Origin of the sequence: Paenibacillus sp. N3/727 (assembly GCF_022637315.1) — a bacterium.
GTDB classification, from domain to species: domain Bacteria; phylum Bacillota; class Bacilli; order Paenibacillales; family Paenibacillaceae; genus Paenibacillus_AQ; species Paenibacillus_AQ uliginis.
In genome coordinates this window covers 3,548,293-3,574,404 of sequence record NZ_CP093336.1, presented here as the reverse complement: position 1 = coordinate 3,574,404, position 26,112 = coordinate 3,548,293, and the positions used below count along the sequence as shown (strand labels likewise).

Below are 26,112 nucleotides of genomic sequence, written 5' to 3'. Positions count from 1 at the left end.
TTAGGGTCTATTGATGAAAGAGAGGGATACAAATGAGATTGTTTGAAATACTTTTAGTGCTATCCTGTTTGGCTTTACTTCTAGATTTATTGTTTATTAAAAGAAGTGCACAGAAAACAGGAGTAATTCTGAGTATAGGAAGTAGCGTTATATTCGCAATTCAATTGTTTGTTGAGGGATACAGATGGCAGTTGCTTGTGGTCTATATCCTAACGGCTCTATTCATACTCATCGTTTTATTCAGACATTCAAGAAAGATAGTAAATCTAAAAATAGGGAAGCTGTTGAAATATAGCTTGTCTTCCATCATCATCATTCTCTTGGTTGTATCTACCAGCTTATCTATATACTTGCCTGTCTTTCATTTGCCAAAGCCTGATGGTCCAGAGAAAGTGGGGACTCAAACATTTCATTTTACAGATCAGAACAGAGATGAAGTTTTAACTGACGATCAAAGCGATAAGCGGGAGCTCATGGTTCAAATTTGGTATCCTACTGAAAATAAGAATAACAACAAGCGTGAAGCGCTTTTTCCAAAAGATAAAGAAATGTTCAAAAAATACATTCAGACATACTCTAATTCTTTAAGCCTTCCCGATTTTGTGTTCGATTACTGGAAGTATAGTGGAACCAACTCTTATGAAAATGTAGAAATATTACCTTCTACAAGTCCTTATCCCTTGGTCCTGCTATCTCATGGCATGGGATCCAGTAAAGTTCTACATGCATCACAGGCCGAGAATCTGGCCAGTCATGGGTTTATCGTGGTCACAATCGATCATACGTATAGCACCTTTGCTACCATTTTTCCGGATGGCCGTGTAACGGACTATAAAACAAAGATGACAACAATAGATGATCGTAAAAAAGTTGGAAATATATGGACGAAAGACGTAGAGTTTGTAATCAATCAAGTTGAAAAGCTAAATTCAGGTGCAATCGAAAGTCAATTTAAAGGGAAAATAGATTTAAATAACATCGGCGTGATGGGGCATTCTTTTGGGGGTGCAACGGCGTTTAATACAACTTATTTAGATCATAGAATCAAGGCCGGGATTAATATGGATGGGTCACTATATGAAGTGAAAAATAGAGATGTTATAAACAAACCGTTTATGTTCATAAGATCGGGAAGTTTTAAAGACTGGTTAGTAGATTTTAAAAAGGATAAAAATTCGGATAACGAAATAAATAAGCAACTTTCAGATGAGCTGCACATTATTAAAAATGTTATCAAGCATGGGGGAAGTACGATTTACGTAGAAGGAACCCAACACTTCAATTTCACGGACCTTCAATTCTATTCTGAGTTGATTAAACTGACGGGGATAACAGGAGACATAAATGGTAAAAGAGGATCAAGCCTCGTAAATCAATATGTACTCGATTTCTTTAATAAGCAACTGAAAGGAACGGGTGGAAATCTGATTCAAGGGCCGAACGACATGTATCCAGAGGTGAAATTTATAGAGCCGGGAGACCTCTAACCGATCAGGTCTATCATTTCTTAGCCTGTTCATACTCCATTCATATTGTCGTCATTGGGAGTACATCTTCGTCGTATAAGCTATCTGTATTGGCTAGATTAATCTAGCCCGATAAACAAATAAGGACAGGAGAAGATGCGAATGGTAGCACAAGAAGATTTGAAAATGAGAGTGGGCAAGAAATTGGCTAAAAAAAGAACTTCAATCGCCGCGTTAACCCTGGTATTAACCATGTTAGCTCCAATGTCTGCAATGGCCGCAACAGCTACGAACAGCAGTGATCTTACTTTCGATGTAACGAAGAAAATCGCTGCTGAGAAAGCCAAGTTACTATCCGAAAAGTACGGCACGACAAGTCTACAATATGCGCTCATTGATGATGGTGAGATTGTGATATCCGGACAGGCTGGAAAAAACGATCTAATGGATAAAGTCCCTCTTACTTCAAATACGATCTATGGGATAGGTTCAACCAGCAAAATGATACTCACAACGGCTGTTATGAAGCTTGTAGATGATGGCAAGGTAGATTTGGATTTGCCCGTTGTGAAGTATATACCTGATTTTAAGATGAAAGACGACCGATACAAACAGATTACACCACGTATGCTGCTGAATCATTCCTCCGGTCTTCTCGGTACCTCGGGGAGAAATGCAACATTGTACGGGGATCATGATACTTTTTCACATGACACTTTTTTAGAGCAATTAGCGACGCAAAGACTAAAGGCAGATCCAGGAGCGTTCTCGGTATATTGTAATGATGGGTTTACGTTAGCTGAGATTCTGGTCGAGCGCGTGAGTGGCATGGGATTCACTGCATTCATACACAAATATATTACTGAGCCACTGGACATGACGCACACCAAAACCCCGCAGGATCTACTGGATCCAGCGAAAATGGCCGGGATCTATTCGCCTCTGTATGATGGACAACTTCCAAAAGAAAACTATAACATCATTGCTTCAGGAGGCATTTACTCCACAGCGGAAGATCTCGCCAAATTATCACAAATCTTCACGGGACAGGTCGATGGCATTCTTTCTAGTAAGTCGGTAGAAGCGATGGCACAAGAAGAATATAAAAGAGGCATGTGGTCAGCGGATAGCGATACGTCTATCTCTTACGGATTAGGGTGGGATAGTGTGAACTTGTTCCCATTCAACGAATACGGCATCAAGGCCGTTACGAAAGGTGGAGATACCACATCGTATCATTCATCATTAGTTGTGCTCCCGGAATACAACATGGCTGCAGCCGTTACCTCATCAGGGGGTTCAAGCGCAACCGATCAATTCATTGCGAGTGAACTGTTGCTCAGCGCTCTTGAGGAAAAGGATATCATTCAAGAACGGAAGCCGGAAAAATCGTTTGGTGTCCCTGTAAAAGCAGATATACCGCAGGAAATAACCCAGTATGCAGGTGTTTATGGCGGTAATAATTCGGTAATGAAGGTAGAAATGAACACTACCGGACAAATGTTTGTATCCACGCTCACAGCTCCAAATAGCCCTGCTAAACCATACACCTATACGGCTGATGGGACTTTTGTAAACGATGAAGGTACTGAAAAGTTGAAATTCGTTGAAGAGAAAAATGGGCGCACCTATTTGTGGTCTCGCTCATACATATCCGTGCCAGGGCTCGGACAGTTGGCTCTCTCGGAATATAGTGCAGAGAAGCTTAAAATGAGTAAATTACCTCAGGATATTACCGCCGCATGGGAAAAGCGCGAAGGTAAAAAATATTACCTCATGAGTGAGAAGTATACATCAACGATCTATCTCAATGCTTCAGCTATCATTCCTTTTCATAGCTTGAAAGAGGTTCCAGGGTATGTCTTGAATAATAAGATTATTGCAGCAGACAAAGCAGTCAATGGGCTGCAAATCCCTGGTATGGATGGTCGTGACACGATGGAAATCAATTTCTTTACGAAGAACGGGATCGAATATTTAACAGCCGTAGGTAATGTATACGCGAGTGAGGATCTTGTCAAACCTCTCTATTCCGGTAAAGGTTCTTCGACTACAATCGACGCTGATGGCTATGCCAAATGGTATTCAGTTCCAGCGAGTGCTAAAGGAAAGGTCATGACGGTTAAAATGCCTTCAAATGGCGCCTTTGCTGTCTATGATCAAGCGGGTATTTGCATCAACCACACCGTGGTTAGCGGTAAGAATCAGGTCGTATTACCGGAGAACGGTAGCATCGTATTTGCAGGTGAAGTTGGCTCGGAATTTGAGATTTCATTGAAAAAGTAAATACGGACTACTTAGAAGATTTATATTTATGAAAGAAATAGAATAAGAACATGAACACATAAGAAGTCGCGAAAATCGCGGCTTTTTTTGTTTTATCGATATTCAAACAACACGGAATTATCCGATGCCCGTAGAACAGGCTGAATGAGAAAACCGGGAGGCATATCGATTATGGGCAGTCCGTCAATGATAAACTCGGGAGTCACCCTAGACAGTGCAGTTGTCGTGCGTGTTAGATGCTGGGCACTCGGCTCTCTTAAGCGAAACTGGACTTAAGTCGGGGCTCCAATCTCATTCCCGGGCCCAATGATTGAGTTTTTCAGGGGTGCTATACTGAACAGGACTTCGGAATTTGCAGCGGAGAGAGAAAAGGGGAAGAGGGAAGGAATGAAGAACGCTATGCAGAAGAAAAAAGGTTTATTGATCGTTGCGGTGGGTGTGCTGCTTCTGATCATTACGATGAACCCGATAAAAACCTTTTCGGGTATTAACTTCGGATTTTCATTTGATACCAAAGAAATTAACGGAGAGCAAACATTCGACGCCAATGATTTCCGTCACTTGAACCTTCGTACAGGTAGCAGCGATATACATTTCGTTCAAGGGAATGCGGACCAGATCAAGGTTCGTCTTCATGGAAAGGTAAGCCCCCAGATTGCGGAACAAGTGAAATTGAAGGCTGAACCTAACGGGGATACGTTGGTACTGGGGGTCGATGTACCGCAAGGAATTGACTTGGGCGTACGGGTCATGAATATCGATTTGACGGTGGAACTACCCGAGAAGCAATGGGCATCGGCCGGGATTGAAAGCGGGAGCGGCGATATCGAGATCGCACAAATGCAGGGAGATTCGGTCATAATCAAGGCAAGCAGCGGAGATGTCAAAGTACAGCAGGTGAGGGCTGACGAGATAACGGTGCACACTGGCAGCGGCGATATCAAGGCCGAGGAGATCGATGCTGAATCAATCGCGCTGGAGTCAGGCTCTGGCGATATATCGGCCGAACGCTATAAGGCTTCGATGTTAAACTTTCAGAGCGGGAGCGGCGATGTCGAACTGAAAGACGGAGAGTCAGGCATACAAGGAAAGACGGGCTCCGGAAACATACGCCTGGATGCGGACCAGCTCATACATGATGCTGAACTGCGATCCAGCAGCGGTCGTGTGACCGTCGATCTGGTTAAAGAGCCATCCTCGCTGAAAGTTGATTTCGAAGGGAGCTCCGGCAAGGGGGATATGCAGTGGGACGGAATGCGTTATGAGACTAACGACAAAGACAAGAACCAGTTGAAGGGAACATTCGGCAGTGGCGGCGTGGTGCTGAAGGTTCGCACAAGCTCTGGGGATTTCACGCTGAAATAAATGAGATCACGATGGGTTTAAAAAATAGACGAGAAGGCATCCTTGATGGGGGTGTCTTCTTTGCTCGCTGACAGAAATGTTTTGTTATCAGTCGATATCAAAACAGAAATTCTATGAATGGGAACCGGCAGCAGCCAGTATAATGGGAAAGATGATAGAAGGACTATATGCATTTTTCTAGCTTGATCCTTGGTGAACTGGACATGTGACTATGTTAAATATTATAGTTACAAGAATGAGTTAGCGAACATTTATTGAATATTCGCAGTTGAATTTCTTCTCCTGAAGTGATTTTACATTTTAATAAACGATACATAAGTGAGGGAGACATATATGGAGCAACCCCGCATTTGGCCGGACCGGTTCAAACGATTTTTTCTGAACAACAAGTTTGTACTTCTTTTGCTTATCCTGCTACTGGCGGGACTTAACGTATTGGTGCTAAGCAAAATTTCATTTGTTCTGCATCCGCTCGTAGTACTGATTAAGACGATCGTATTGCCGATCATACTATCCGGAATATTATATTACCTGCTTAATCCCCTTGTGGATATTATGGAAAATAGGAAAATCAAGCGCGGATGGTCCATCCTGATCCTATATTTGGCTATTGCCGGTATTCTGACGGTGGTCGTGCTTGCGGTCATTCCGGTGCTTCGCAACCAGATTATGGGGTTGATTGATAACTTCCCGACATATAGTGAAAATGTTAAACTGCAATTTGAAGAACTTACGGGTAGTCAGTTATTTAGTCAGCTCCAGGAAGCTGTGAGCATTAACTCCCAAGATTGGTGGAGCACAGTTACCAAGAAAGCAACGGAAATTCTGAACCACACGTGGAGCAGAGTGGGCGGATTCCTGGGTGCTTTTACCGAGATCGTGTTGTCGATTGTGACGGTTCCGTTCGTTCTGTTTTATATGCTGAAAGACGGCAAGAAGCTGCCGCTGAAGATTTTGTCTTTCCTGCCAACTAAAAGTCGTTCCGGCATATTGCATATACTTCAAGATATTAATCACCAGATCAGTTCGTTTATCCGTGGACAGATTATCGTCAGCTTTTGTATTGGTATTCTGCTCTACATTGGTTACATGATCATTGGTCTGGATTATGCGCTTATTCTAGCCATAATTGCATCGTTTACCAATGTTGTACCTTATCTAGGGCCTGCGATTGCGATTACGCCAGCGCTGATTGTGGCTCTGGTCACATCTCCGGTAATGCTGCTGAAGATGGTGGCAGTCTGGACGATCGTACAGCTAATAGAGGGTAAGTTCATCTCGCCACAGATCATGGGCAAAACGCTGAAGATTCACCCCATCACGATTATTTTTGTTATCCTGACATCGGGTAATCTATTCGGTGTGGTTGGCATTCTGCTGGCCGTTCCTGGCTATGCGGTTCTTAAGGTTTGCGCATCCCATATTTTCCAATGGTTCAAAGACACTTCGGGACTATATGATCCACCGCAAAATGATAGCCTTACTTAAACAGAACTCCTGTCCATCGGCGATCAGCCGAAAGGCGGGAGTTTTCTGCATAACATAAACCCACTAACTCATTGTGCCATGCAGGAGAAGGTTGGTGATGGTGATTACCAAAAGTCATAATAAGAATAAATTGAGTTCCATACTCCGAGGTCTCGATCTCATCACAGCAACCCTGCTTCTAAATGTACAAGTTACGATTACAAGGGTTTTTCTACAATCGGGTGGTGTTTTCTCCATATCCTTTGCCGAAATGGAACAAGAACATGTATTCATAGCCGATTTGAGGATTGTCTAACAGATATCGGTTGGAATAAAATGTTAATATTATACTTTCATGCCATGTTCGCTATAATGGAAACAGTGATTTAGGAAAGGGATGCAATCATGAAGAAAGTCATCGTAATTGGATCAGGAATTCTTGGGGCCGCTCCGTGATGCGTTGATCCGATCTGCACAAAGGAGCGGAGCGGTCCTGATAAACGGAGATGCCACACTTCAATATCAGTCAAACCGTGTAACAGGAGTAACTGTCGGTGCAAAAAGCTTCTCGTCTGACGTAGTCATTGCTTGTGCAGGTGCATGGGCAAATCAACTGCTGTAGCCTTTAGGCATTCACTTTAAGGTAAGTTATCAAATAGCACAAATCATGCATTTACATTTCATATAGATAAAGGGCTAATGTACTATTTTGAATATAATGTTTTTTTGAGTAAATTCATGCATAATTCATAATTAAAGATAGCTTCATGACTATAAAAGTTTTTTAAAATAAGAGATAGAATCTAAAATTGTTTACTACAACAGTTTTTATGGATAAAGGAGGCCAAAATGGCTGATTATGAATGGTTCCGCAGCTTTATTGCGATTTATAAGCATGGCTCCGTGTCCGAAGCTGCCAAAACACGTATGATGACCCAACCGGCTATGAGCCAGCATTTAGCTTCCCTAGAAGCGGAAGCAGGAGAAGCTTTATTCTCAAGAGCCTCCAGAAAAATAGTCCCTACCGAGCGGGGAAAGGAGCTGTATTCGCAGCTGGCCCCGTTAATCGAATCACTGGACGAAGCCGCGATGAACCTGAAGTCCTCTTCTTTGCCTACACCGGCCGTTGTCAGAATCGGAACTCATTATGAGTTTTTTAGCGCCAAGCTACTTCCTCACCTTCACAGATGCAGCAGCCGTACCGTCATTCATTTTAACGAAGCTAATGAGCTGCTGGCGCTTTTACAGGCTGACAATCTCGATATGATCATTACCTCACAAAGGGTTCCGGTGCCCGGCATAGAGTATCTTAAGCTAATGGACGAAACCTTTGTCATTGTCGCTCCTGCCCATGTGAAAGTTCCTGAAGACGTTAGCGTGAGCGTCAAGGAGAAGTGGCTTTCCACTCAGAACTTTATAAGCTATGGTCTGGAACTGCCGATGATCAGACGAATCTGGCGGGAGCATTTCAAGAAGCGTCCCTTACTTAAGCCTGTGCATGTTATTCCGAATGTTCAACTGATATTACAAGCAGTCGAGAGCGGTGTGGGGCTGGGCGTCATTCCAACATACATTCTGGATCAGGCATTGGATGATGCAAAGGCAAAAGTCATTTTTGAAGAGCTGAGTGTGAACAATGAGTTTTTTATTGCGTATAAACTGAAACAAAAGCATCTGCCCCCCATTCATGAAATAATGAAGCTGCTGCAAGAGGAGCTCTGAAGTTCAATCTATAAATATATTTATGGATTTCTTATTATTTTATAATTTGTTTTATGAATTAACCAACATTATAATAGCTACGAAAGAACAAACCAAACCACCGAGAGAGTCTTTTCCCATATTTGCTTGAGAGCCAACCGCCGCGGAAGGAATTCATTGGGGGACGACCAGGCCACGATATAATAAAAATCTGGTTACTAGGGCAAGGAGGAAACGAATCATATGTTGAAAAAGAAGGCTTTAGTCGTGGGCGCTACCGGAATTATTGGCAGCTACATTTTGGATCACCTAAGTTCATTGGTGGACTGGGAAGCCATTGGCGTAGCCCGAACTATCCCGGATAAACACCCGGAACGGTACGTAAGTCTGAATTTATTGGACGCTGATCAGGTTAAGGAAACGTTAGGCCATATCCAAGGAATTACCCATATTTTCTTTGCCGCTTATCAGGATTTCCCCGCTCATTCCAAAGAACAGATTGAAGTAAACACAAACATGCTGGCTAATGCCGTTAGAGGCGTTGAAGAAACGTCGAACTCTCTGGAGCGTGTCGTTCTGATGCAGGGAGCCAAGGTGTACGGAGCGCATCTGGGCAAGTTCAAAACTCCGGCGAAGGAAAGTGATCCGCGCCATTTGCCGCCTAATTTCTATTACAACCAGGAGGACTTTTTGCGGACCCATCAAGTGGGAAAAAGCTGGTCCTGGACAATCCTGCGTCCGGACCTGGTTGCCGGGGTTTCGATTGGCAATCCAATGAGCATTGCCATGGTTATTGGCGTGTATGCTTCCATTTCCAAAGAATTGGGGCTTCCACTCCGTTTCCCCGGTAAGGAAGGCGCCTTCCGCGCATTAGTTCAGCTTACGGACGCTTCCTTGTTGGCGCGCGCTTCGGCATGGGCAGCTGTCCAAGAACATACGGCTTTCGAAATCTTCAATATAACAAACGGGGATTTCTTCAGATGGGAGAATCTCTGGCCTAAATTAGCTCGGTATTTCAATATGGAAGCAGGTCCGGTCCAAACCATCTCGCTATCGAAGCTGATGCCGTTGCAAAAAGAAATCTGGACAGCCATGATTGAGAAATATGATTTGCTCTCCATCCCATATGAAAAAGTCGCAGCCTGGCCTTTCGGTGATTTTGTGTTCGGGTGCGAATATGATGTGATCTCCGATACAACCAAAATCAAGCAATTCGGTTTTCATGAAGTTATAAATACCGAGGTGGAACTGTTCACCGTGTTGGATGAATTAAAAAAACTGGGGCTTATTCCCTAAGCCTCTCAGGATGTCGAGACTTTATCGACATCTATTTTATACCAGTGATTCTCTCGTCATTTTACGAACATACACTTCGACGATGTAATTAAATATTCGGTTCTGTGTAGGTAAGTACGCGACAATTAGAGACATTTATGGCTCAAGAAAGGGACTTTGAACAGAAGATGTAAAAAGACAAGAAGACATACATGCCGTGGGACAAGAATTTACGAGTGCAATTAATTTATTCAACATGGCTATGATTCATTTAAAACTCTATATTTTTCAGAACCCTTTAATAGATGCAGACTATTCAACTCACGTTAATTCTATTGAAGCGAAAAATACGCGGAGTTACAAACCGAGACTTCCAAAATAGCAGGGACGGAAGAACCAATTTATTATTCTTATCGAAGAAAATCTAATTCATACTTCAAGTTAGTGGGTAATGAATGGATTCCCAAAATTATCACTGACGCTAATTTACCATATCTAATTTATAGAGATGGATCTCAAATGGGATGGACACTTAGAGATGAAGTAATAGTAAGATTACTTTTGGAAACTGGTGGCTCGGGTAAGTTCTTGAGTTATAACTGAAGATTATAAAAAACGACTAAATCAATACGAGATTGCTACTTTTAACAAAGGTAGTGAGAAGAGACGACTTAAGTTTATTAGGTTTCGTCAAGACATGTCGGAGGGCAAGAACATACATGTATAAGAAGTCGCCATATTGGCGGCTTTTTTTGTTTTAATGATATAAGTCTTGTCCAAAGCTGAGGACAAGAACTTATATCATAGCCGATTTGAGGAATGTCTAACAGATTTCAATTGGAATAAATTGTGAACATTATACTTTAATGAAGTATTCGCTATAATGGAAACAGTGATTTAGGAAAGGAATGTAATCATGAAGAAAGTCATCGTAATTGGATCAGGAATTCTTGGGGCATCGACAGCATACCAGTTAGCAAAAATGGGTGCGGATGTCCTTATTGTAGATCGTAAAGATAAAGGACAGGCTACTGATGCCGCTGCTGGCATTATCTGCCCCTGGCTATCACAAAGGCGTAATCAGGCTTGGTACCAGCTGGCAAAGGCCGGCGCACGTTTTTACCCTGGGTTGATTAAAGAACTCAAAAGCGAAGGTGAAACAGAAACAGGCTATGCTCAAGTTGGTGCTCTTAGTATTCATGATGATTTGGAGAAAATAAAAAAGATGGGGGAGCGGGCACAACTACGAAAAGTGGATGCACCGGAAATCGGTGAAATTACCCAGCTTAATGAAAAAGAAACTCATGAGCGTTTTCCTTTGTTAACAGAAGATCATCATTCTGTTCATATTAGCGGTGCCGCAAGGGTGGACGGTCGTGCGCTGCGCGATGCGTTGATCCGATCAGCACAAAGAAACGGGGCTGTACTTATAAGTGGGGATGCCAGACTTCAATATGAGTCGAACCGTGTAACAGGAGTAACTGTCGGTGCAAAAAACTTTTTGTCTGACGTAGTTGTTGTTTGTGCAGGTGCATGGGCAAATGAATTGCTGCGCCCTTTAGGCATTCACTTTAAGGTTAGTTTTCAAAAAGCACAAATCATGCATTTACAAGTTCCAGATAGACAAGACACAGGGATTTGGCCTGTGGTCATGCCGCCTACTGATCAATATCTACTCTCTTTTGATAATCAGAAGATCGTTATAGGGGCGACTCACGAAAATGAAATTGAAGGCTACGATACAAGGGTAACAGCAGGCGGAATACAGGAAATCCTAAATAAAGGGTTGGAATTGGCACCTGATTTAGCAAACAGCACTTTTCAGGAGGTAAGAGTTGGTTTTCGCCCGTTTACACCCGGTTTTCTTCCGGTGATAGGCGCTATTCCTGGCTGGGATGGTCTTGTAACGGCAAACGGACTTGGTGCATCCGGTCTGACGATGGGCCCCTATATTGGAAGCCAGCTGGCAAAGATGGCACTAGGAATGGCTCTGGATATCGATCTAAATGATTATAATATTCGAAAAGCTATGGATGAAAGTTGATTAAAGCTATGGGAAGAATCAGTAACAGCTACTCATAGCTTTTTGAATTTCAAGGATAAACAGGAAATAAAAAAGAAATTCCAAAAAAAGCAGAAGTGATCTTCTGCTTTTTTGTTTATATCATTTTTGAAAATCAGCCCTCAATCTAGCAATGAAGTGCATATGAATTCGAAAGGTAGCAGCAAGACCAATACGGGTGCAACCGCTTTTAAAGCGGAATCTTGCGAATTTGGGTACATAGTAGCGTGACTGGTGTTTAGCAGGCTAGGCTGATAGCTGGAGATGACGAAAAATATCAAGAAAAGGTTTTTTATCTAGGGCTTGTGGGTAACCATAAACGACGATTTACCCGGTATATAGGTCTATTGTTACGCTTCAGGAGGGGGTAATTCTCTCGAAAGTAGGGATAAGTTCCTATTATTTCGACATTTTTTCATAAAAATTGGAAATATACATATTCCATATTTAGGGGTTGTCTGCTACAATTGCGAAGAAATTGGAGAATATTGTATGCATTTGATATTGGAATGAGGGTGAACGATGGTTAAAAACGAACGGGGATTTGCTCTCCCGATGGTACTCATCTTAGTAACAGCTTTATCCATATTAGGAATGACCCTTCTTGGAGTTAGCGTAAGCCAAGCTGCCCGAACCGTTCATCAGGAGAAAAAAGAGCAGGCGTTCTACATTGCGAAGTCTGGTGCAGATGCGATTGCGTCGTATATTATTGAGAACTATAATCCAGCCACATTAACAACAACAGCTATATCCACTCTTAATAGCGACTATTTAGATCAAGATATTCATCTTGGGCAAGGTACTTTTCGCGCAGAAGTTACAACAGGCGCTCCTCTCAATCCATACACCATCATCGTTAAATCAACAGCCAAAGTAGGGAACGTTACAAATCCAGCCACATTGACCTTAGAACCCGATGCACCCATTGTCCCTATGAATCATGCGATTTTTGCCTCGGAAAATATAGTAAGCCAAGGAGCAGTAGCAGTATTTGAAAAAGGTGATGTTACCGCAGGAAAGAAAATTATAGGTGAAATCGCATCTCTTGGGGGAGGTAAACTTGAAGAAAGCTATACAGGAGCTATGCCACCAGCAATTCATTTTCCAGATGTAAATGGTTGGCCTCCTCTAACTATAACAGGATCAACAATTAGTCAGTCGGGTAATTATGGTGATTATTCATCGAGTAGTACTCAATTTGAATACATTAACGTAGCTAATAATAAAGACCTTTATATTGCATTTAATGAATTTACACCATCACAAAGTATTAATATTACAGGAAGTGGAAATGGGATTGTGCAAATTTATGCTAATAAATTGGAGACTCATACTTCTTTCAGTATTAACTCAAATGGACATAAAGTGATTCTTTTTGTAGAAAAATCACTTATATTAGATGGTTCTTTTACTTTGAATGGGGTGTTATTATATGCACCTAATGCAGATTATACTTCCACCAATGGATCATTGTTTCTTACAGGTGCTATGATCACGAAAAATGTGACTTTAACAGGTGCTTCGACAGTCAACTATGACGCTGCTGTCGCAAACCTTTTTGCAGAAACACGAAAATTCAAGAAAGTGAAATGGAGTAACTAGCCATGTATAGGGGGGGATCGATTGAATGCATTAAGACAAAACAAGGGGTTTACGCTGATTGAAGTCTTAATCTCTTTTGTATTGCTCGCCATTTTGGCAACGGTTACATTAAGTCTCTTCTCGCAAGGTTTTCAGTCCATTACGAAATTTGGGAACCGGAGCGAATCGATGCATCTGACCCGTAAGGATATTGAACAAGCAACGAGTGGAACCGATGGAAATTTGACGATTAATAAGGTTTCTGGAGCTGGTGCTCCGATCACCATACATGGCGAGACGGTGAATAAGCAAATAACGGAGGCCTCGGGAAGTAGTTTGGATCTATTTATTGCAACCCCACCGCAGTGGGCGGCCACCGTTGATTATACGTTGAACGATCAGGTTAGATACAAGGGTAAGAATTACAAATGTTTAAGACCTCACACATCAAGTATTAGTAATGCGCCGGACATTGAGGGTTCTTATTGGACAGATATTTAGTAATAACGAACATGCTGTTCTTGATAGTGTTAACGGATCATGTTCAGAATGGGGGCGAAAATGCAGAGCTGGAAGCTGAATCAGAAAGGACTAACCCTGGTTGAATTATTAGCATCGATTGTACTTTTGACGATTGTCGCATCTTTAGCTTTTTCCGCCTACAAGTTCGGTGTAAATGCATTTCAACGAGCCAATGAGAAAAGTGAGCTTCAAGACGAAGTACGGATTGCTTCGCATGTGATAACTTCGAAAATACGTTTTGCCAGTGAAGTCCAGTTATTAAATGCTTGCCCAGCAACCTTCGAGCCAGGTTTCAACTATATCTGCATTAATCCGAATGGGAGAAGTGGGAGAAGTATTGAAGAGCATGTGTATGATACCGCTTCAGCTTCTCATGTGACACGTAAGATCGTAACCGAAAACTTAAAGGATCCGATTACTTATACTGTTGAATTTGGCAAGACAAGCTCTTCCATTCTCGCCTACAAAATCATAAGCAACAAGAATCAGCAGAGGTTCGAAGTAAATTCCGAAGTATCCCTGCTCAACATAGAATTAAACAAAAAAACGATTACAACAGTGGGGACTTCAGCATTTTTTGCCCTGGCCTATAAAGAAAGCGCTTAATTTAATTGGCATCCCTATTAATTTGAAGGTAGGTGATAAAGGATGAATAAACCTCACAAAAGACTTGGAGATTTGCTTATCGAGGCGGGACTAATCACGAATGAACAATTAGAGACTGCCCTTCGAGAAAAGAAGGCGAATCAGAAAATAGGAGAAACCTTGTTGCAATTAGGCTTTATTAGCGAGCAAAGGTTAATCGAGGTGCTGGAATTCCAACTAGGTATCCCCTACGTGAGTCTGTTTAAATATCCTATCGATACGAAGCTGCTTAACATCGTGCCGAAAGAAACGGCTGAACGAAATAAGCTGATCCCGCTGAAAAAAGAAAATAATAAGTTATTTGTTGCCATGGCGGATCCAATGGATTTCTACGCGATTGACGATCTGCGATTATCGACAGGATTCCAAATTGAAGTCGTTATCGCAACCAAAGAAGATATCCAGAAATCCATCAATAAATATTACAGTTTAGTGGATAACATGGATGATTTGCTCGGGATGGGTCTGAAATCCAAAGACAAGGAAGAAGATACCGTTACCGACGAGAATTCACCTGTTGTGAAGCTGGTTAATCAAATGATTCTTGTTGGTTATCAGCAGCGGGCAAGTGATATACATATTGATCCCAGAGAAGCAGAGGTTGTGGTTCGGTATCGAGTCGATGGGATATTGAGAACGGAGCAGAAATTTCCTAAGAACATGTTAAGTATGATTGTAGCCCGCATCAAGATCATGTCTAATCTGAACATTACCGAATTTCGTGTCCCGCAGGATGGAAGGATCAAAATCATCATGGATGGCAATGCGGTGGATCTGCGTATTTCTACCCTTCCTACGGTTTACGGTGAGAAGGTGGTTATGCGGATTCTGGATCTTGGCAGTTCAGCGATTGATTTGAAGCGGATGAATTTTCACCCTACCAATTATGAGCGCTTCGTTCAAATGATTGATAAGCCAACAGGTATTGTACTCATTACGGGTCCGACAGGATCAGGGAAGTCGTCGACATTGTACTCAGCGTTAAGCCAATTAAACACACCCGATGTGAATATTATTACGGTTGAAGATCCTGTCGAGTATCGCTTGGAGGGCGTCAATCAAGTACAGGTAAATGCAAACACAGGGATGACATTTGCCAAAGGTTTACGAGCCATCTTGCGTCAAGACCCTAACATCGTAATGGTAGGGGAGATTCGAGATACAGAGACTGCAGAAATTTCGGTGCGTGCTTCACTTACAGGTCATCTTGTATTAAGTACCATTCATACTAATGATGCGATCAGCACGATTACACGCTTAATTGATATGGGAATAGAGCCTTTTCTCGTAGCCGCATCACTGTCTGGCGTAGTTGCCCAGCGGCTTGTCAGACGTATATGCCAGGAATGCAAAACAATCCATATGCCTACGAATCGTGAACAAGAGATTTTTGAAAATCGCGGATTACAGGTGGATACAATTGCTCGTGGCAAAGGTTGTGGAGCCTGCAATATGACAGGTTATAAAGGACGAATCGCCATCCACGAAATTCTAGTTATTGATGATGAAATCAGAAGGATGATTATGAATAATCGATCGATTGAAGAGATTAGACAAATTGCAGTGAACAAAGGGACCATTTTTCTCCTGGATGATGGGTTGATGAAGGTGAAAGAAGGTTATACAACCACGGAAGAAGTGCTGCGTGTCGCGATTAGTGAGTGAGAGGTGAGATGGCATTGGATTCATTGGAGCAATTATTACGAATAGCCTTTGAGAGTAAGGCCTCTGACTTGCATTTAACCGTGGATGTGCCTCCCATTGTGAGAATTCATGGTGAACTGAAACAACATGGCGAGGACAAGCTTACTCCAGAAGATACAGTGAAGATGGCTAAAAGTTTAATGACAAAAGAGCAATGGGATGTTTTTCAAGAGAAGAGGGAGTTGGACTTTTCTTTCGGGATTAGAGATTTAACTCGCTTCCGTGTCAACGTCTATCACCAACGTTCGAATGTTGGTATCGCACTTCGACTCATTCCGACGGAAATTCCAGAGCTTGATAACTTACATGTACCGGAAGTATTGCGTCAACTGTCTACGAAGGCGCAAGGATTGATTTTAATAACTGGACCAACGGGGAGTGGAAAGTCTACAACATTAGCCTCCCTGCTCAATGATATGAACCAAAAAATGCGAAAACATATCATTACGTTAGAAGATCCGATTGAATATTTGCACAACAACCGTTACTCGGTCATAAACCAACGGGAAATCGGCTATGACTCACATAGTTTTGCGAATGGATTGCGCGCTGCGCTTCGTCAAGACCCGGATGTCATTCTCGTCGGAGAGCTTCGGGATTTGGAGACGATCTCCATTGCGATCACGGCCGCTGAGACGGGTCACTTGGTGCTGGGGACGCTGCATACACCGAATGCACCCGCGACAATTGATCGTATACTCGATGTGTTTCCACCGAATCAGCAAGGGCAAATTCGGATTCAGTTAGCCTCCGTCTTAATTGGCATATTGTCACAGCGCTTATTTCCAACGATGGATAATCGTGGCAGACATGTTGCAACAGAATTGTTGATCAATAACCATGCGATCGCGAATTTGATACGAAATGAGAAAGTGCACCAAATCTTCAACTTCATGCAGACAGGCAAATCCTACGGCATGCATACACTCGAAATGTCGATGAACGAACTCATAGAAAAGAGAATTATTACGAGAGAGGTTGCAGCACCTTACTTTAGGGAGATGAGTTAATGGCGCAATTTGAGTACATTGGGCGCGACAGATCCGGCAAGGTTCGTAAAGGGAAAATAACGAGTGCCGCCCGCAAAGATGCCGTCATGGTTCTTCGTGAGAAGGGGATTGCGGTATCGGACATTGTTGAGCTGGAGACCACGGTGTTCAATCAAGAGATTTCGATTGGTAACCCTGTTAAAACCCAAGATTTTGTAATCTATTTGCGGCAATTTTCAACTTTGATCATAGCGGGGGTATCGGTCGCTGAGGCAACGAAAATATTGGCTCAACAAACCGAAAGCAAGGCACTTCGTAAAGCATTGATGAATGTCGAAGAAGAGCTGCGCTCGGGGAAACCGTTATCTGTCGCTGCTGCGAATCATGAGAAAATTTTCCCTCCAATGTTCATCAACTTGGTACAAGCTGGGGAAGCCACCGGTAATTTGGATGAGACGTTGGATCGACTAGCTGTTTATTTTGAGAAACAGCATTATACCCGGCAAAAGGTGAAATCTGCTTTAACGTATCCAATTGCGATTGCGATCATCGCGATTGCGGTTGTGATCTTCCTATTAACGAACATCGTCCCGACTTTTGCATCGATGTTCATGCAATTTGACGCTGAGCTGCCAGCGATCACGAAGACCGTCTTGAGGATTAGTGAGTGGGTGCAGGCATTCTGGTGGCTTATGTTACTTATCCTCGCTGGCATCGTGATCGGGATCATGCTAATCCTACAAAAGCCATCCAGTAAATATTATTTAGACTATGCCATATTGAAGGTTCCGATCTTCGGAAAATTAGTGCAGAAATCGGTCATCGCACGGATGACAAGAACCTTGAGTTCTTTATTTAAAAGTTCCGTTCCAATCCTTGAAGCTCTCGTCATCGTAGAAAAGGTCGTAATGAATGAAGTAATGAATCGCGTATTGAAAGAATCAAGGAAATCGCTTGAAGGAGGAAAATCACTGTCAGACCCCATGAAACAGCATTGGATTTTCCCACCGTTAGTGACGCAAATGATCGCGATTGGGGAACAATCCGGTTCCTTGGACCTCATGCTGGAGAAGATATCTGACTTCTATGAGAAGGAAGTAGATGCAACGGCAGATGCCTTGAAAGGTCTAATCGAGCCAATCATGATCATCCTGCTTGCTGGGATGGTAGGGTTCATCGTGCTATCGATCATGGTGCCGATGTTCGATATTTTCAACCACGTCAAATAGGTTATAGTGGCAACATTATAATAGATTAATTTTAGAAAATTGGGAGGTATTCAAATGGTTCATGCAATGAGGAAGGCATTAAAAAATGAGAAAGGGTTAACGTTGATTGAGTTACTAGCGGTTGTCGTAATCTTAGGGATTATTGCGGCAATTGCAATTCCGGCGATTGGGGGCATTATCGACAATAGTAAGAAGGATGCGCATGCGGCGAATGCGATTCAAATGATACATTCAGCAAAAATTGCTGCGGCAGGTGACAGTAAAGCAAGACCAGAACCAAATGGTAAGCTATTTATTTCATTATTATGGTTAGAAACTAATGGCTACATTGATAAAATGCAAGATCCAGATAAGGGGAAAGATGGATATACGAGAGAGGGTACTGTAGCTGACCCTTCTGATAAGGATCCAAAAGTATCAGCAGTAGAGGTAACTGCTTCAAAAACAGGATCATTGACATACAAGGTTTCTCTTTTTAATGATAAAAGAGGTGTTGGTGGTAAAGGGACATCTTATGTAGAGGAAGATAAAGTAGCACGTGAGGAAGTTAAATAACAATTTTTTGGTATTTACCAATAGCTTCATAACTGCCACGTGGGGCATTCACACAGCCGACAGCGACGACGGCACCGATGTAGACGACTACGTTCCAGAAGCCAGTATCGCTCGTTCATCCGTCCACAACTAAAACACTCCCCCTTCCGGGGGAGTGCTATTCTCATCAAGGGGAAAGAATCATGACCATTATCTACTATAGTTATGCAGCAATTATTGGCTTATTTTTAGGGTCCTTCTACAATGTGGTGGGTCTCCGTGTACCGCAAGGCGAATCGATTATTCGGCCTCGCTCGCATTGTACGAATTGTCAACACACATTAGGTCCAAGTGAACTTGTCCCTTTTTTTTCATATTTGTGGTTAAAAGGCGCTTGCAGAAGCTGTGGCACGAAGATTTCACCCTTATATCTTATCACCGAAATCGGCACTGCTTTGCTTTTTGCTATGGCCCCGTGGGTTATGGGGTGGTCGCTTGAATTACTCGTAGCATGGAGCCTAACCTCACTTCTCGTTATTATTACGATTACAGATCTACGTTATATGTTGATTCCAAATAAGATATTGATCGTGTTTGCCATTTTATTTATTCTTCTTCGATTTCTTGTTCCGCTCCATCCTTGGTGGGATATGTTTGCGGGAGCGGCGAGTGGCTTCACATTGTTATTATTGATTGCCCTCGTCAGCAAGAACGGCATGGGCGGTGGAGACATTAAGTTGTTTGCTGTCTTGGGGTTAGCGTTGGGATGGAAGGGTGTTCTGCTCGCTTTCTTGTTCTCTACGTTTTACGGAACGCTGATTGGGGTTGTTGGAATGATCCTCGGCAAGGTTCACAGAGGTCAGCCGATGCCTTTTGGTCCAGCGATTGCGCTGGGAACCATGACCGCTTATTTGTGGGGAGATGCGTTTATTAATTGGTATTATCAGTCCTTTTTTTGATCTAGTGGAGGAGAAAATATGATTGCTAGCAGACGGGATAAAGCAAATCAAACACGTAAAGAACGTCCAGCGAATGGACTGCCTGGCTCAATCAAAGGCAACAAAAGAAGCATTCCAAAAAGGAAGATGGTTAGCTTCGTCATTAAAGATCATGTCATTCGTTATATCGATTCGAAAAAGCCAGATTTTTATGGCGTTGTTGCTTGTGGCGAGCACTTTTTGCCGTCAGGTGTTATTCAAGATGGAAAAATTGTGGATGTTGATCGCTTTCGGACGATCCTAAGAGATTGTGTTCGCAAGTGGAATTTGAAGGATCGTGAAGTCCAATTTCTTGTACCCGATTCGCTTGTAATCGTTCGTAAGATCGAAATACCTACAGATGTTCAGGACGACGAGATCAAAGGGCATCTATATCTAGAATTGGGAACGAATATTCATTTGCCGTTTGATAACCCGATCTTTGATATTGACTTTCTCGGTCAGAAAGAAGATACAAAAGAAATTTTATTATTTGCAGCTCCCGAGGATGTAGTAACGGAGTATACCCAAATCATGAAAAGTGTCAATCTGAAACCAGCCATAGCGGATGTATCTTCATTAGCAATATATCGGTTGTTCCATAAAGTCTATGGGGAATCAGATCATGCAATCCCTGACGGATCGACAACCCTTTCGGTTCAATTCGATTTACAGACCGTTACGGTTAGTGTGCTCAGTCAACATAAGCTGCTATTATTACGCCAATTTAAAATGAATCTCTCATTAGAGAACTGGGAACGGAAAATAGATAGACATGGGGCATCGGTGCCAGTATGGATCGGTGAAGAGAACTATTTGAAATATGAAATTAATGTGATGATGGGCGAAATTCAGCGTGTAATCAACTTTTATCGGACTTTAACGCAGCATGATGACGAGATTGAAATCATTCTGCTTACGGGGGATTACCCGGATCTTGAAGGCATTGGTCAAAACCTGCAGCAGGCGTTCGGGAAGGTTCCGCTGTTATTTCGCAACGAATTATTCGATACCCAATCCAAAGAATTAATTACTCCCAAATACTATTTGGCGCTTGGTTTGTCCTTAAAGGGGGGCGTCTAATGCTAAGTGACATTAATTTACTTCCACAGCGAGAGCAGCGTAGCATTTTTTTTATTCTAGCTTTATCTATTATTTTATCCATTGGGCTTATCGGTGGGGGGATACTATTCTATCAGTACCAATCGTTATCGAAAGAAAAAGATGCGAAGCAGTCGGAGAGCAAGATCATTGCGGAGCAGATTGAGAAAGCAACGGCGCAACTACTAACAGCTTCTCTCCAATCAATGACAGGACAGTATCAAGAAATTGTAAATACGCTTATAAAACTGCCCATTCAAACTGTAAAGATTCTGAATGACATGACGGCTGCTTTGCCGCAAAATGGTTATTTTAAATCGTATACCTATCAAGATACAGGTACCATTTCGCTGATAGCAACTTTCAGCAGTATGGAAGAGACAGCACAATACCTCCATCAGCTAACAGTCTCGGATTGGGTGAAGCATATTGAGATTAGTTCTGTCTCTAGACAGGATAATGAGACAGAATCCACCCTCTATGAAGCAAATTATACGGTTCAATTGAAAAGAGAAGCTTTCCCGAGCGCGAAAGGAGCTGATGGAAATTGAACGCGAAACATATGAAAGTGCTTGTTTTAGCCGCGTTAAGTCTGATCGTCCTTTCTGGGTTGTTGATCTTTTACATGAATAAAGTTAGCCCGACACAAAAAGAAGTCAGCTCGTTAGACAAACAAATTACACGGGATAAAAAATTGTTTGAAACCTTGCGGATGCAGATAGAAGAGCAACAGAATGTGAAAGTGGATACCGTAGCATTACAACAGAAGGTTCCAGTTCAAGCACTTGTTGATCAATTATTGCTCGACATTAGGGCGCTAGAGAAATCATCTTTGAATACTGTCCAAAATATCGGTGTTAGTTACTCCAAGACAACGATGACAGAACTATTTCAAGCTTCGGGGGTGAGTCTAGAGGCCGTAAATTCAAGTCCAAAGGAGAATTCAACGAATGAATCAACAGCATCGAACTCCAAGGAGACAGAAGAAGGAGAAGCAACGACGGAAACAGAAGCCCAAGCATCACCTTCGCCTAATAACGCAAGCGTTCAACCTGAGATTTATAAAGTGGTACTCGGGATGACTGTAAAAACACCAACATTTGCAGATCTCGAGAAATTTATTCTAGGGTTGGAGAACTTAAAGCGTGTTATAAAGGTCGATACGCTAAATTTAACGGAAGAGGCTGATACCTATAGTCTTTCAATTTCTACCTTCTACGTTCCACAAATGGAAGGTGTGGTCGAGGAGCTGCCACCAGCATCTTATCCATTACCAAGCGGGAAAATAAACCCATTCAACGTAAACCAGCCGATAATCAATACTCCAGGAAGTTAAGAAAGAGGGTGAACTGCTATGTCACTTCGGATTCTTATCGTTGATGATACGAAATTTGTACGTTTGATGTTAACGGATATATTAATGAAATCAGGGTATGAGGTTGTGGGTCAAGCAGAGAACGGTGTCATTGCCGTTGACATGTTCAGAGAGTTGCGGCCCGATCTGATCATTATGGATATTACTATGCCGGAGATGGATGGAATCACGGCGTTAAAGGAGATTAGGGCCATTGACCCGCAGTCTGTCATTTTAATCTGCTCCGCGATGAGTCAGCGGGATCTCATTTCCAAGGCATTAAAGGCAGGGGCGAACAATTATGTGATGAAGCCGTTTGAACCTGAGTTAGTGAAGGAAATCATTCTAGAAGTCATGCCGCTGATCGAGAACAATAAAAAAGAGCAGATCAGTGAACAGGATAGCCTAACTGAAGCAGTCGTAGAGCCTATAGCAGCCTCAGTTCCAGAACCAGAACTAGAATTATCAATAGAAGCACTAATAGAAGCACTAATAGAACCTCGCTTAGAAGTGAAGGAAGCACTTGTCTCGGAAACGCCCGATTTGGTGGAACAAGTAGACTCCGTGTCGGATGCAAGTCTATCTCAAGAAGCGGAAGAAGAGTTCGGCTCATTACTTAAAAGCATCAAAAATGCGGCTCCAACGTTACCCACTATGGAACATGAACGAAGTAACGCTGATCTATTGGAAGACATAACAGCTGCATATACGGAAGCGGCAGCTTCGATAATCGCAGAAGATGAGACAAGCATTATTACGGATCCTTTGACAGCTGATACTGCGATTTCAATCCATCGTCTGGATGCTGAACACGATCATATTCCCGAGGAGTCTAACTCCGAGTCGACAGAAGAGCAGCAAGCCAGCGCAGAAGAGGAAGCATCTTTAGACGAAAACATCAAAGAACAGGCCGGAACAATTCATATCGATGAGAGCGAAGCAGAGGAACAAGAAGCATCACCTTCCCGTTCATCGAATCCTTCCGACTGGTTTGAACAAATGATTTTTTCCAATTCCAATAAAACGGAGGATGCTGAGATGGCAAGAAATCCGCAAATGTTAGATTCTGAGGTCGGACAGGAACATCATGTGGCAACAATTGATCAAGCAAGCAGCTCTAGCCTGCTGCCAGAACTGAAACGTAAGAATATGAGGAACTTCGCAAGCAGTATCATGTGCAAGTTCTCAGAACAGGTCGATGATAAGGAAATGGATTATTTCGTTGTCTTCAACGAATTTGACAAGTCGATTCGAATCGATATGATCTCTCCAGATGAGAAGCGTAACAAAATTCAATTATCCCTGGACGGGTTCACTTTTATTCTGGAATGGCTCGAGCAGAAGGGTGTACGCATCGATAAAGTCCTAGACTAAGAGATTCCATCAAAGTTAAGGAGGACAATCATGAAGAACAAGCAAATCAGTCAATTAACTTTGTGCGATTCTTATAATCATTCTCAGATCATACCTATATCCAATGCGCGGCAAATCTTTAACAAAATCGTTAAGGTATACGTGAGCCGAGAAGATATCTATAATTCTTCGAAGACGTCAAGAGAGTTCCAAGCTTATCAAAATATTGATAGCGAAACTTTGCTCATTGTCGTGAGTATCCGCAGTGATTGGTTGACGCCTTGGAAAGGCATAGTGACGGAGGATGTCTACTTTTATCGGGAACCTTTCGCGCAATGAAGTACAGAAATGAATGAAGAAGTGGGCACCTCCAATCAGGGAGAGGCGCGCTTCTTTTTTTGTTCTCCCATGAAGGCAATACCTTGAAATACAACTACATATGCCAAGGAGGCAACGTCAAGAAATCGTTGTATGTCTCCGATGACAAAGAACATTGGGGGGACTGTTGCGAATCCACCTACCCTTAAATTCTTGCAAAATGGGCCGCTGAGGGAACAGACCTATGGTCGAAATTGAGAAAAGGTTGTACAGTGGAAATGTCGAATACAGTTATTAACTGTAACAATCAATATAGAAAAGGAGTTAACGACATGAACATCAAGAATGCATTTGAAGTCGCCAAAGAAATGGAAGCTTTAGCGAACGGATATAATGAATTAGCTGCAAGAGAATCGAGTGAAGAAGTCAGACACATATATACTGAAATGACCTATCAATTGGACGAGCTGCAATCCAAGCTGCTTCAAATCTCGAATTATTACCCTGAGGATCAAGTAGAGAAGAGCGTCACGCTTACGAGAGAAATCGAAGAGCTCCCTACGGGCAGTATGCTTACCTTGCTGCACGCCTATGCTAACGATAATCTAGCACTCGTCGAAGATGAGGGAATGGAGCTGTATTTGGTACCATGGGATGCTCTTGAAGAAGAGTCGACAATGTAAATGTGGAGATTGTTCTGAGTGAATAATTTATTTATAGTTGAATCAATTTCATAAGTCACAAGCCTTGATTTAACAAGGTTTTTCAGACAGAGAAAAAGGAGTCTCTCAACAGAGGCTTATTCCCTAAGCTTCTCAGGATGTCGAGATTTTCTCGACATCTATTTTTATGCCAGTGATTTAGACAAAAAAAATCCTCGAGATTATAAAAGAACATCCTACCTCTATTGTTGAATATGCCGATTTTCAGTCGAGCACTTCAATATAAAGGAAGGATGTGGGCAGATTTGGGGCTATATAATATTTTTCATTTCATTTATCTTTAGTAACAATAGGGGTTCCAATTCCACTGCTCATTTTTTTGAATAGCAAGATGGCAAGAAGTAAAGCGATGATTACAGCAGCCAAACCTACCCAATTCAAATTCAGGACTGATGTACGGCTGATGACAAGCCCGCCTAATCCAGATCCCAGCGCAAAACCAAATTGGATGAAGGAAGTATTTACGCTTAGGGCAATGTCCGGATTTCGAGGTACCAGAGTAACCAGAAATAGCTGCTGGGCAGGTGAAATACTCCAGGTTGCTAACATAAAGATCATTAAAACCAAGATCAATACAAAGAGATTGACACCGGCTAGAGCGAATAAAAGGAGAGTTGCTCCTTGTAACAGGAGCCCGAGACAAATTGTAAATTTCGATCCCTTTGCATCTGCTAATTGTCCACCTATTTTTGATCCGACGAAGCTGCAAATTCCCGCCAGGAATAGAATGCCACTAATTTCGGTTATGGAAAGAGGAGATGTGGCTTGCAAAAAAGGCGTAATATAAGTAAATAGCGTAGAGTAGCCACCGATATAAAATAAAGTAATAGCCAGTGCAGTCAGAATTTTTGAATCTTTTAAAATGGAGAGCTGCATCCTGAGGGTAACCGTTTCTTCTTCTTTGATTGCCGGAACCTTTTTATAGATGATAAGCAATGGAAGAATGGTTAATAAACCGATCAAAATAAACAAAACTCTCCATCCAAACATCTCGCTAAAAAATGTGCCAATCGGAACACCCAGCACGAGCGAGCTGCTGAGTCCCATCAAAATAATGCCGATAGCACGGCCTCTTCTTTCTTTTTCAACCAGTCGAGTAGCTACTGCCATGGCTACCACCGTAGCGATTCCTCCGCTAACCCCTTGAATAATTCGTATCCATAGTGCTGTTTCATAAGAAGGGCTTATAAACATCAGTCCGTTGCTGGCAATGAACACACTAAGGGTAACCAGGAGCAGCTTCTTGCGATCCACATTTATCGTTAGGGCGATCAGAATTGGAGCGACAATGGCCGCTGCGAGAGCAAATACAGTCACCAATAACCCAGTTTCAGAAGTAGTTACTCCCAAGTCCACGGCGATCATTTCAATGACTCCTGTAATAATGTATTCAATGGTTCCGATCAGAAAAACAGCTAGTGCCAGGACATAGATGATCAGGTTATTTTTCAATTCAAGTCA

22 protein-coding genes and 2 pseudogenes are annotated in these 26,112 nt (G+C 42.4%); 23 read left to right on the top strand and 1 reads right to left on the bottom strand.

The features are described 5' to 3' along the window. The first annotated feature begins 32 nt into the window (after positions 1–32). The 23 genes and pseudogenes from MNQ98_RS16305 to MNQ98_RS16195 all read left to right on the top strand — a co-directional run bounded on the left by MNQ98_RS16305 (position 33) and on the right by MNQ98_RS16195 (position 24,612). Positions 33–1,487 carry an alpha/beta hydrolase family protein gene (locus MNQ98_RS16305; RefSeq protein ID WP_241929202.1) on the top strand — a complete coding sequence of 485 codons (1,455 nt, stop codon included), beginning with the start codon at positions 33–35 and terminating at the stop codon, positions 1,485–1,487. Between the two features lie 141 nt (positions 1,488–1,628). Next, positions 1,629–3,752: a serine hydrolase domain-containing protein gene (locus tag MNQ98_RS16300; protein WP_241929201.1), complete on the top strand. Its 2,124-nt coding sequence runs from the start codon at positions 1,629–1,631 to the stop codon at positions 3,750–3,752. A gap of 387 nt (positions 3,753–4,139) precedes the next feature. Continuing rightward, entirely contained in the window at positions 4,140–5,117 is a 978-nt protein-coding gene (locus MNQ98_RS16295; protein WP_241929200.1) for a DUF4097 family beta strand repeat-containing protein, read from the top strand. A gap of 333 nt (positions 5,118–5,450) precedes the next feature. After that, positions 5,451–6,605, top strand: coding sequence for an AI-2E family transporter (locus tag MNQ98_RS16290; protein ID WP_241929199.1), 1,155 nt, complete (start codon positions 5,451–5,453; stop codon positions 6,603–6,605). A 97-nt stretch (positions 6,606–6,702) separates the two neighbouring features. Then, a complete protein-coding gene (locus tag MNQ98_RS16285; protein ID WP_241929198.1) occupies positions 6,703–6,900 on the top strand; it encodes a hypothetical protein in 198 nt (65 codons plus the stop codon). A gap of 132 nt (positions 6,901–7,032) precedes the next feature. Then, positions 7,033–7,203: pseudogene (locus MNQ98_RS16280) on the top strand (FAD-dependent oxidoreductase); the annotation flags it as partial. Positions 7,204–7,433: 230 nt separating this feature from the next. Further along, complete coding sequence (locus MNQ98_RS16275) at positions 7,434–8,306, top strand: LysR family transcriptional regulator (protein ID WP_241929197.1); 873 nt, start codon at positions 7,434–7,436, stop codon at positions 8,304–8,306. A 222-nt stretch (positions 8,307–8,528) separates the two neighbouring features. Continuing rightward, positions 8,529–9,581 (top strand): SDR family oxidoreductase, encoded by a 1,053-nt coding sequence (locus tag MNQ98_RS16270; protein ID WP_241929196.1) that lies wholly within the window; start codon positions 8,529–8,531, stop codon positions 9,579–9,581. An 895-nt stretch (positions 9,582–10,476) separates the two neighbouring features. Further along, on the top strand, positions 10,477–11,604 hold the full coding sequence (locus tag MNQ98_RS16265) for an NAD(P)/FAD-dependent oxidoreductase (protein WP_241929195.1): 1,128 nt from the start codon (positions 10,477–10,479) through the stop codon (positions 11,602–11,604). A gap of 540 nt (positions 11,605–12,144) precedes the next feature. Beyond that, on the top strand, positions 12,145–13,224 hold the full coding sequence (locus MNQ98_RS16260; RefSeq protein ID WP_241929194.1) for a pilus assembly PilX N-terminal domain-containing protein: 1,080 nt from the start codon (positions 12,145–12,147) through the stop codon (positions 13,222–13,224). Between the two features lie 21 nt (positions 13,225–13,245). Continuing rightward, positions 13,246–13,704: a carbohydrate-binding protein gene (locus tag MNQ98_RS16255; protein WP_241929193.1), complete on the top strand. Its 459-nt coding sequence runs from the start codon at positions 13,246–13,248 to the stop codon at positions 13,702–13,704. 60 nt (positions 13,705–13,764) lie between these two features. After that, on the top strand, positions 13,765–14,331 hold the full coding sequence (locus MNQ98_RS16250; protein ID WP_241929192.1) for a PilW family protein: 567 nt from the start codon (positions 13,765–13,767) through the stop codon (positions 14,329–14,331). Between the two features lie 42 nt (positions 14,332–14,373). After that, positions 14,374–16,035, top strand: coding sequence for a GspE/PulE family protein (locus MNQ98_RS16245; RefSeq protein ID WP_241929191.1), 1,662 nt, complete (start codon positions 14,374–14,376; stop codon positions 16,033–16,035). A gap of 8 nt (positions 16,036–16,043) precedes the next feature. Beyond that, entirely contained in the window at positions 16,044–17,084 is a 1,041-nt protein-coding gene (locus MNQ98_RS16240) for a type IV pilus twitching motility protein PilT (RefSeq protein WP_241929190.1), read from the top strand. After that, the gene (locus MNQ98_RS16235) at positions 17,084–18,292 is read left to right on the top strand and encodes a type II secretion system F family protein (RefSeq protein ID WP_241929189.1); all 1,209 of its coding nucleotides are present in this window, start codon (positions 17,084–17,086) and stop codon (positions 18,290–18,292) included. Before MNQ98_RS16240 ends, MNQ98_RS16235 begins: the two co-directional genes overlap by 1 nt. A gap of 54 nt (positions 18,293–18,346) precedes the next feature. Next, positions 18,347–18,847 (top strand): prepilin-type N-terminal cleavage/methylation domain-containing protein, encoded by a 501-nt coding sequence (locus tag MNQ98_RS16230; RefSeq protein ID WP_241929188.1) that lies wholly within the window; start codon positions 18,347–18,349, stop codon positions 18,845–18,847. Between the two features lie 182 nt (positions 18,848–19,029). Continuing rightward, entirely contained in the window at positions 19,030–19,785 is a 756-nt protein-coding gene (locus tag MNQ98_RS16225; protein ID WP_241929187.1) for a prepilin peptidase, read from the top strand. Positions 19,786–19,803: 18 nt separating this feature from the next. After that, entirely contained in the window at positions 19,804–20,886 is a 1,083-nt protein-coding gene (gene pilM / locus MNQ98_RS16220; RefSeq protein WP_241929186.1) for a type IV pilus biogenesis protein PilM, read from the top strand. Further along, positions 20,886–21,455, top strand: a complete 570-nt coding sequence (locus MNQ98_RS16215) for a PilN domain-containing protein (protein ID WP_208919681.1) — start codon at positions 20,886–20,888, stop codon at positions 21,453–21,455. Before pilM ends, MNQ98_RS16215 begins: the two co-directional genes overlap by 1 nt. After that, positions 21,452–22,240 (top strand): hypothetical protein, encoded by a 789-nt coding sequence (locus MNQ98_RS16210; protein WP_241929185.1) that lies wholly within the window; start codon positions 21,452–21,454, stop codon positions 22,238–22,240. The genes MNQ98_RS16215 and MNQ98_RS16210 overlap by 4 nt, the downstream gene beginning before the upstream one ends. Positions 22,241–22,258: 18 nt before the next feature. After that, a pseudogene (locus MNQ98_RS16205) lies at positions 22,259–22,615 on the top strand (response regulator); the annotation flags it as partial. Between the two features lie 1,047 nt (positions 22,616–23,662). Further along, positions 23,663–23,950, top strand: coding sequence for a hypothetical protein (locus MNQ98_RS16200; RefSeq protein ID WP_241929184.1), 288 nt, complete (start codon positions 23,663–23,665; stop codon positions 23,948–23,950). Between the two features lie 311 nt (positions 23,951–24,261). Further along, complete coding sequence (locus tag MNQ98_RS16195; protein WP_241929183.1) at positions 24,262–24,612, top strand: hypothetical protein; 351 nt, start codon at positions 24,262–24,264, stop codon at positions 24,610–24,612. Positions 24,613–24,921: 309 nt separating this feature from the next. On the opposite strand, the gene MNQ98_RS16190 is transcribed toward MNQ98_RS16195, so the two are convergent. Continuing rightward, entirely contained in the window at positions 24,922–26,103 is a 1,182-nt protein-coding gene (locus MNQ98_RS16190; protein ID WP_241929182.1) for an MFS transporter, read from the bottom strand. Positions 26,104–26,112: the final 9 nt, after the last annotated feature.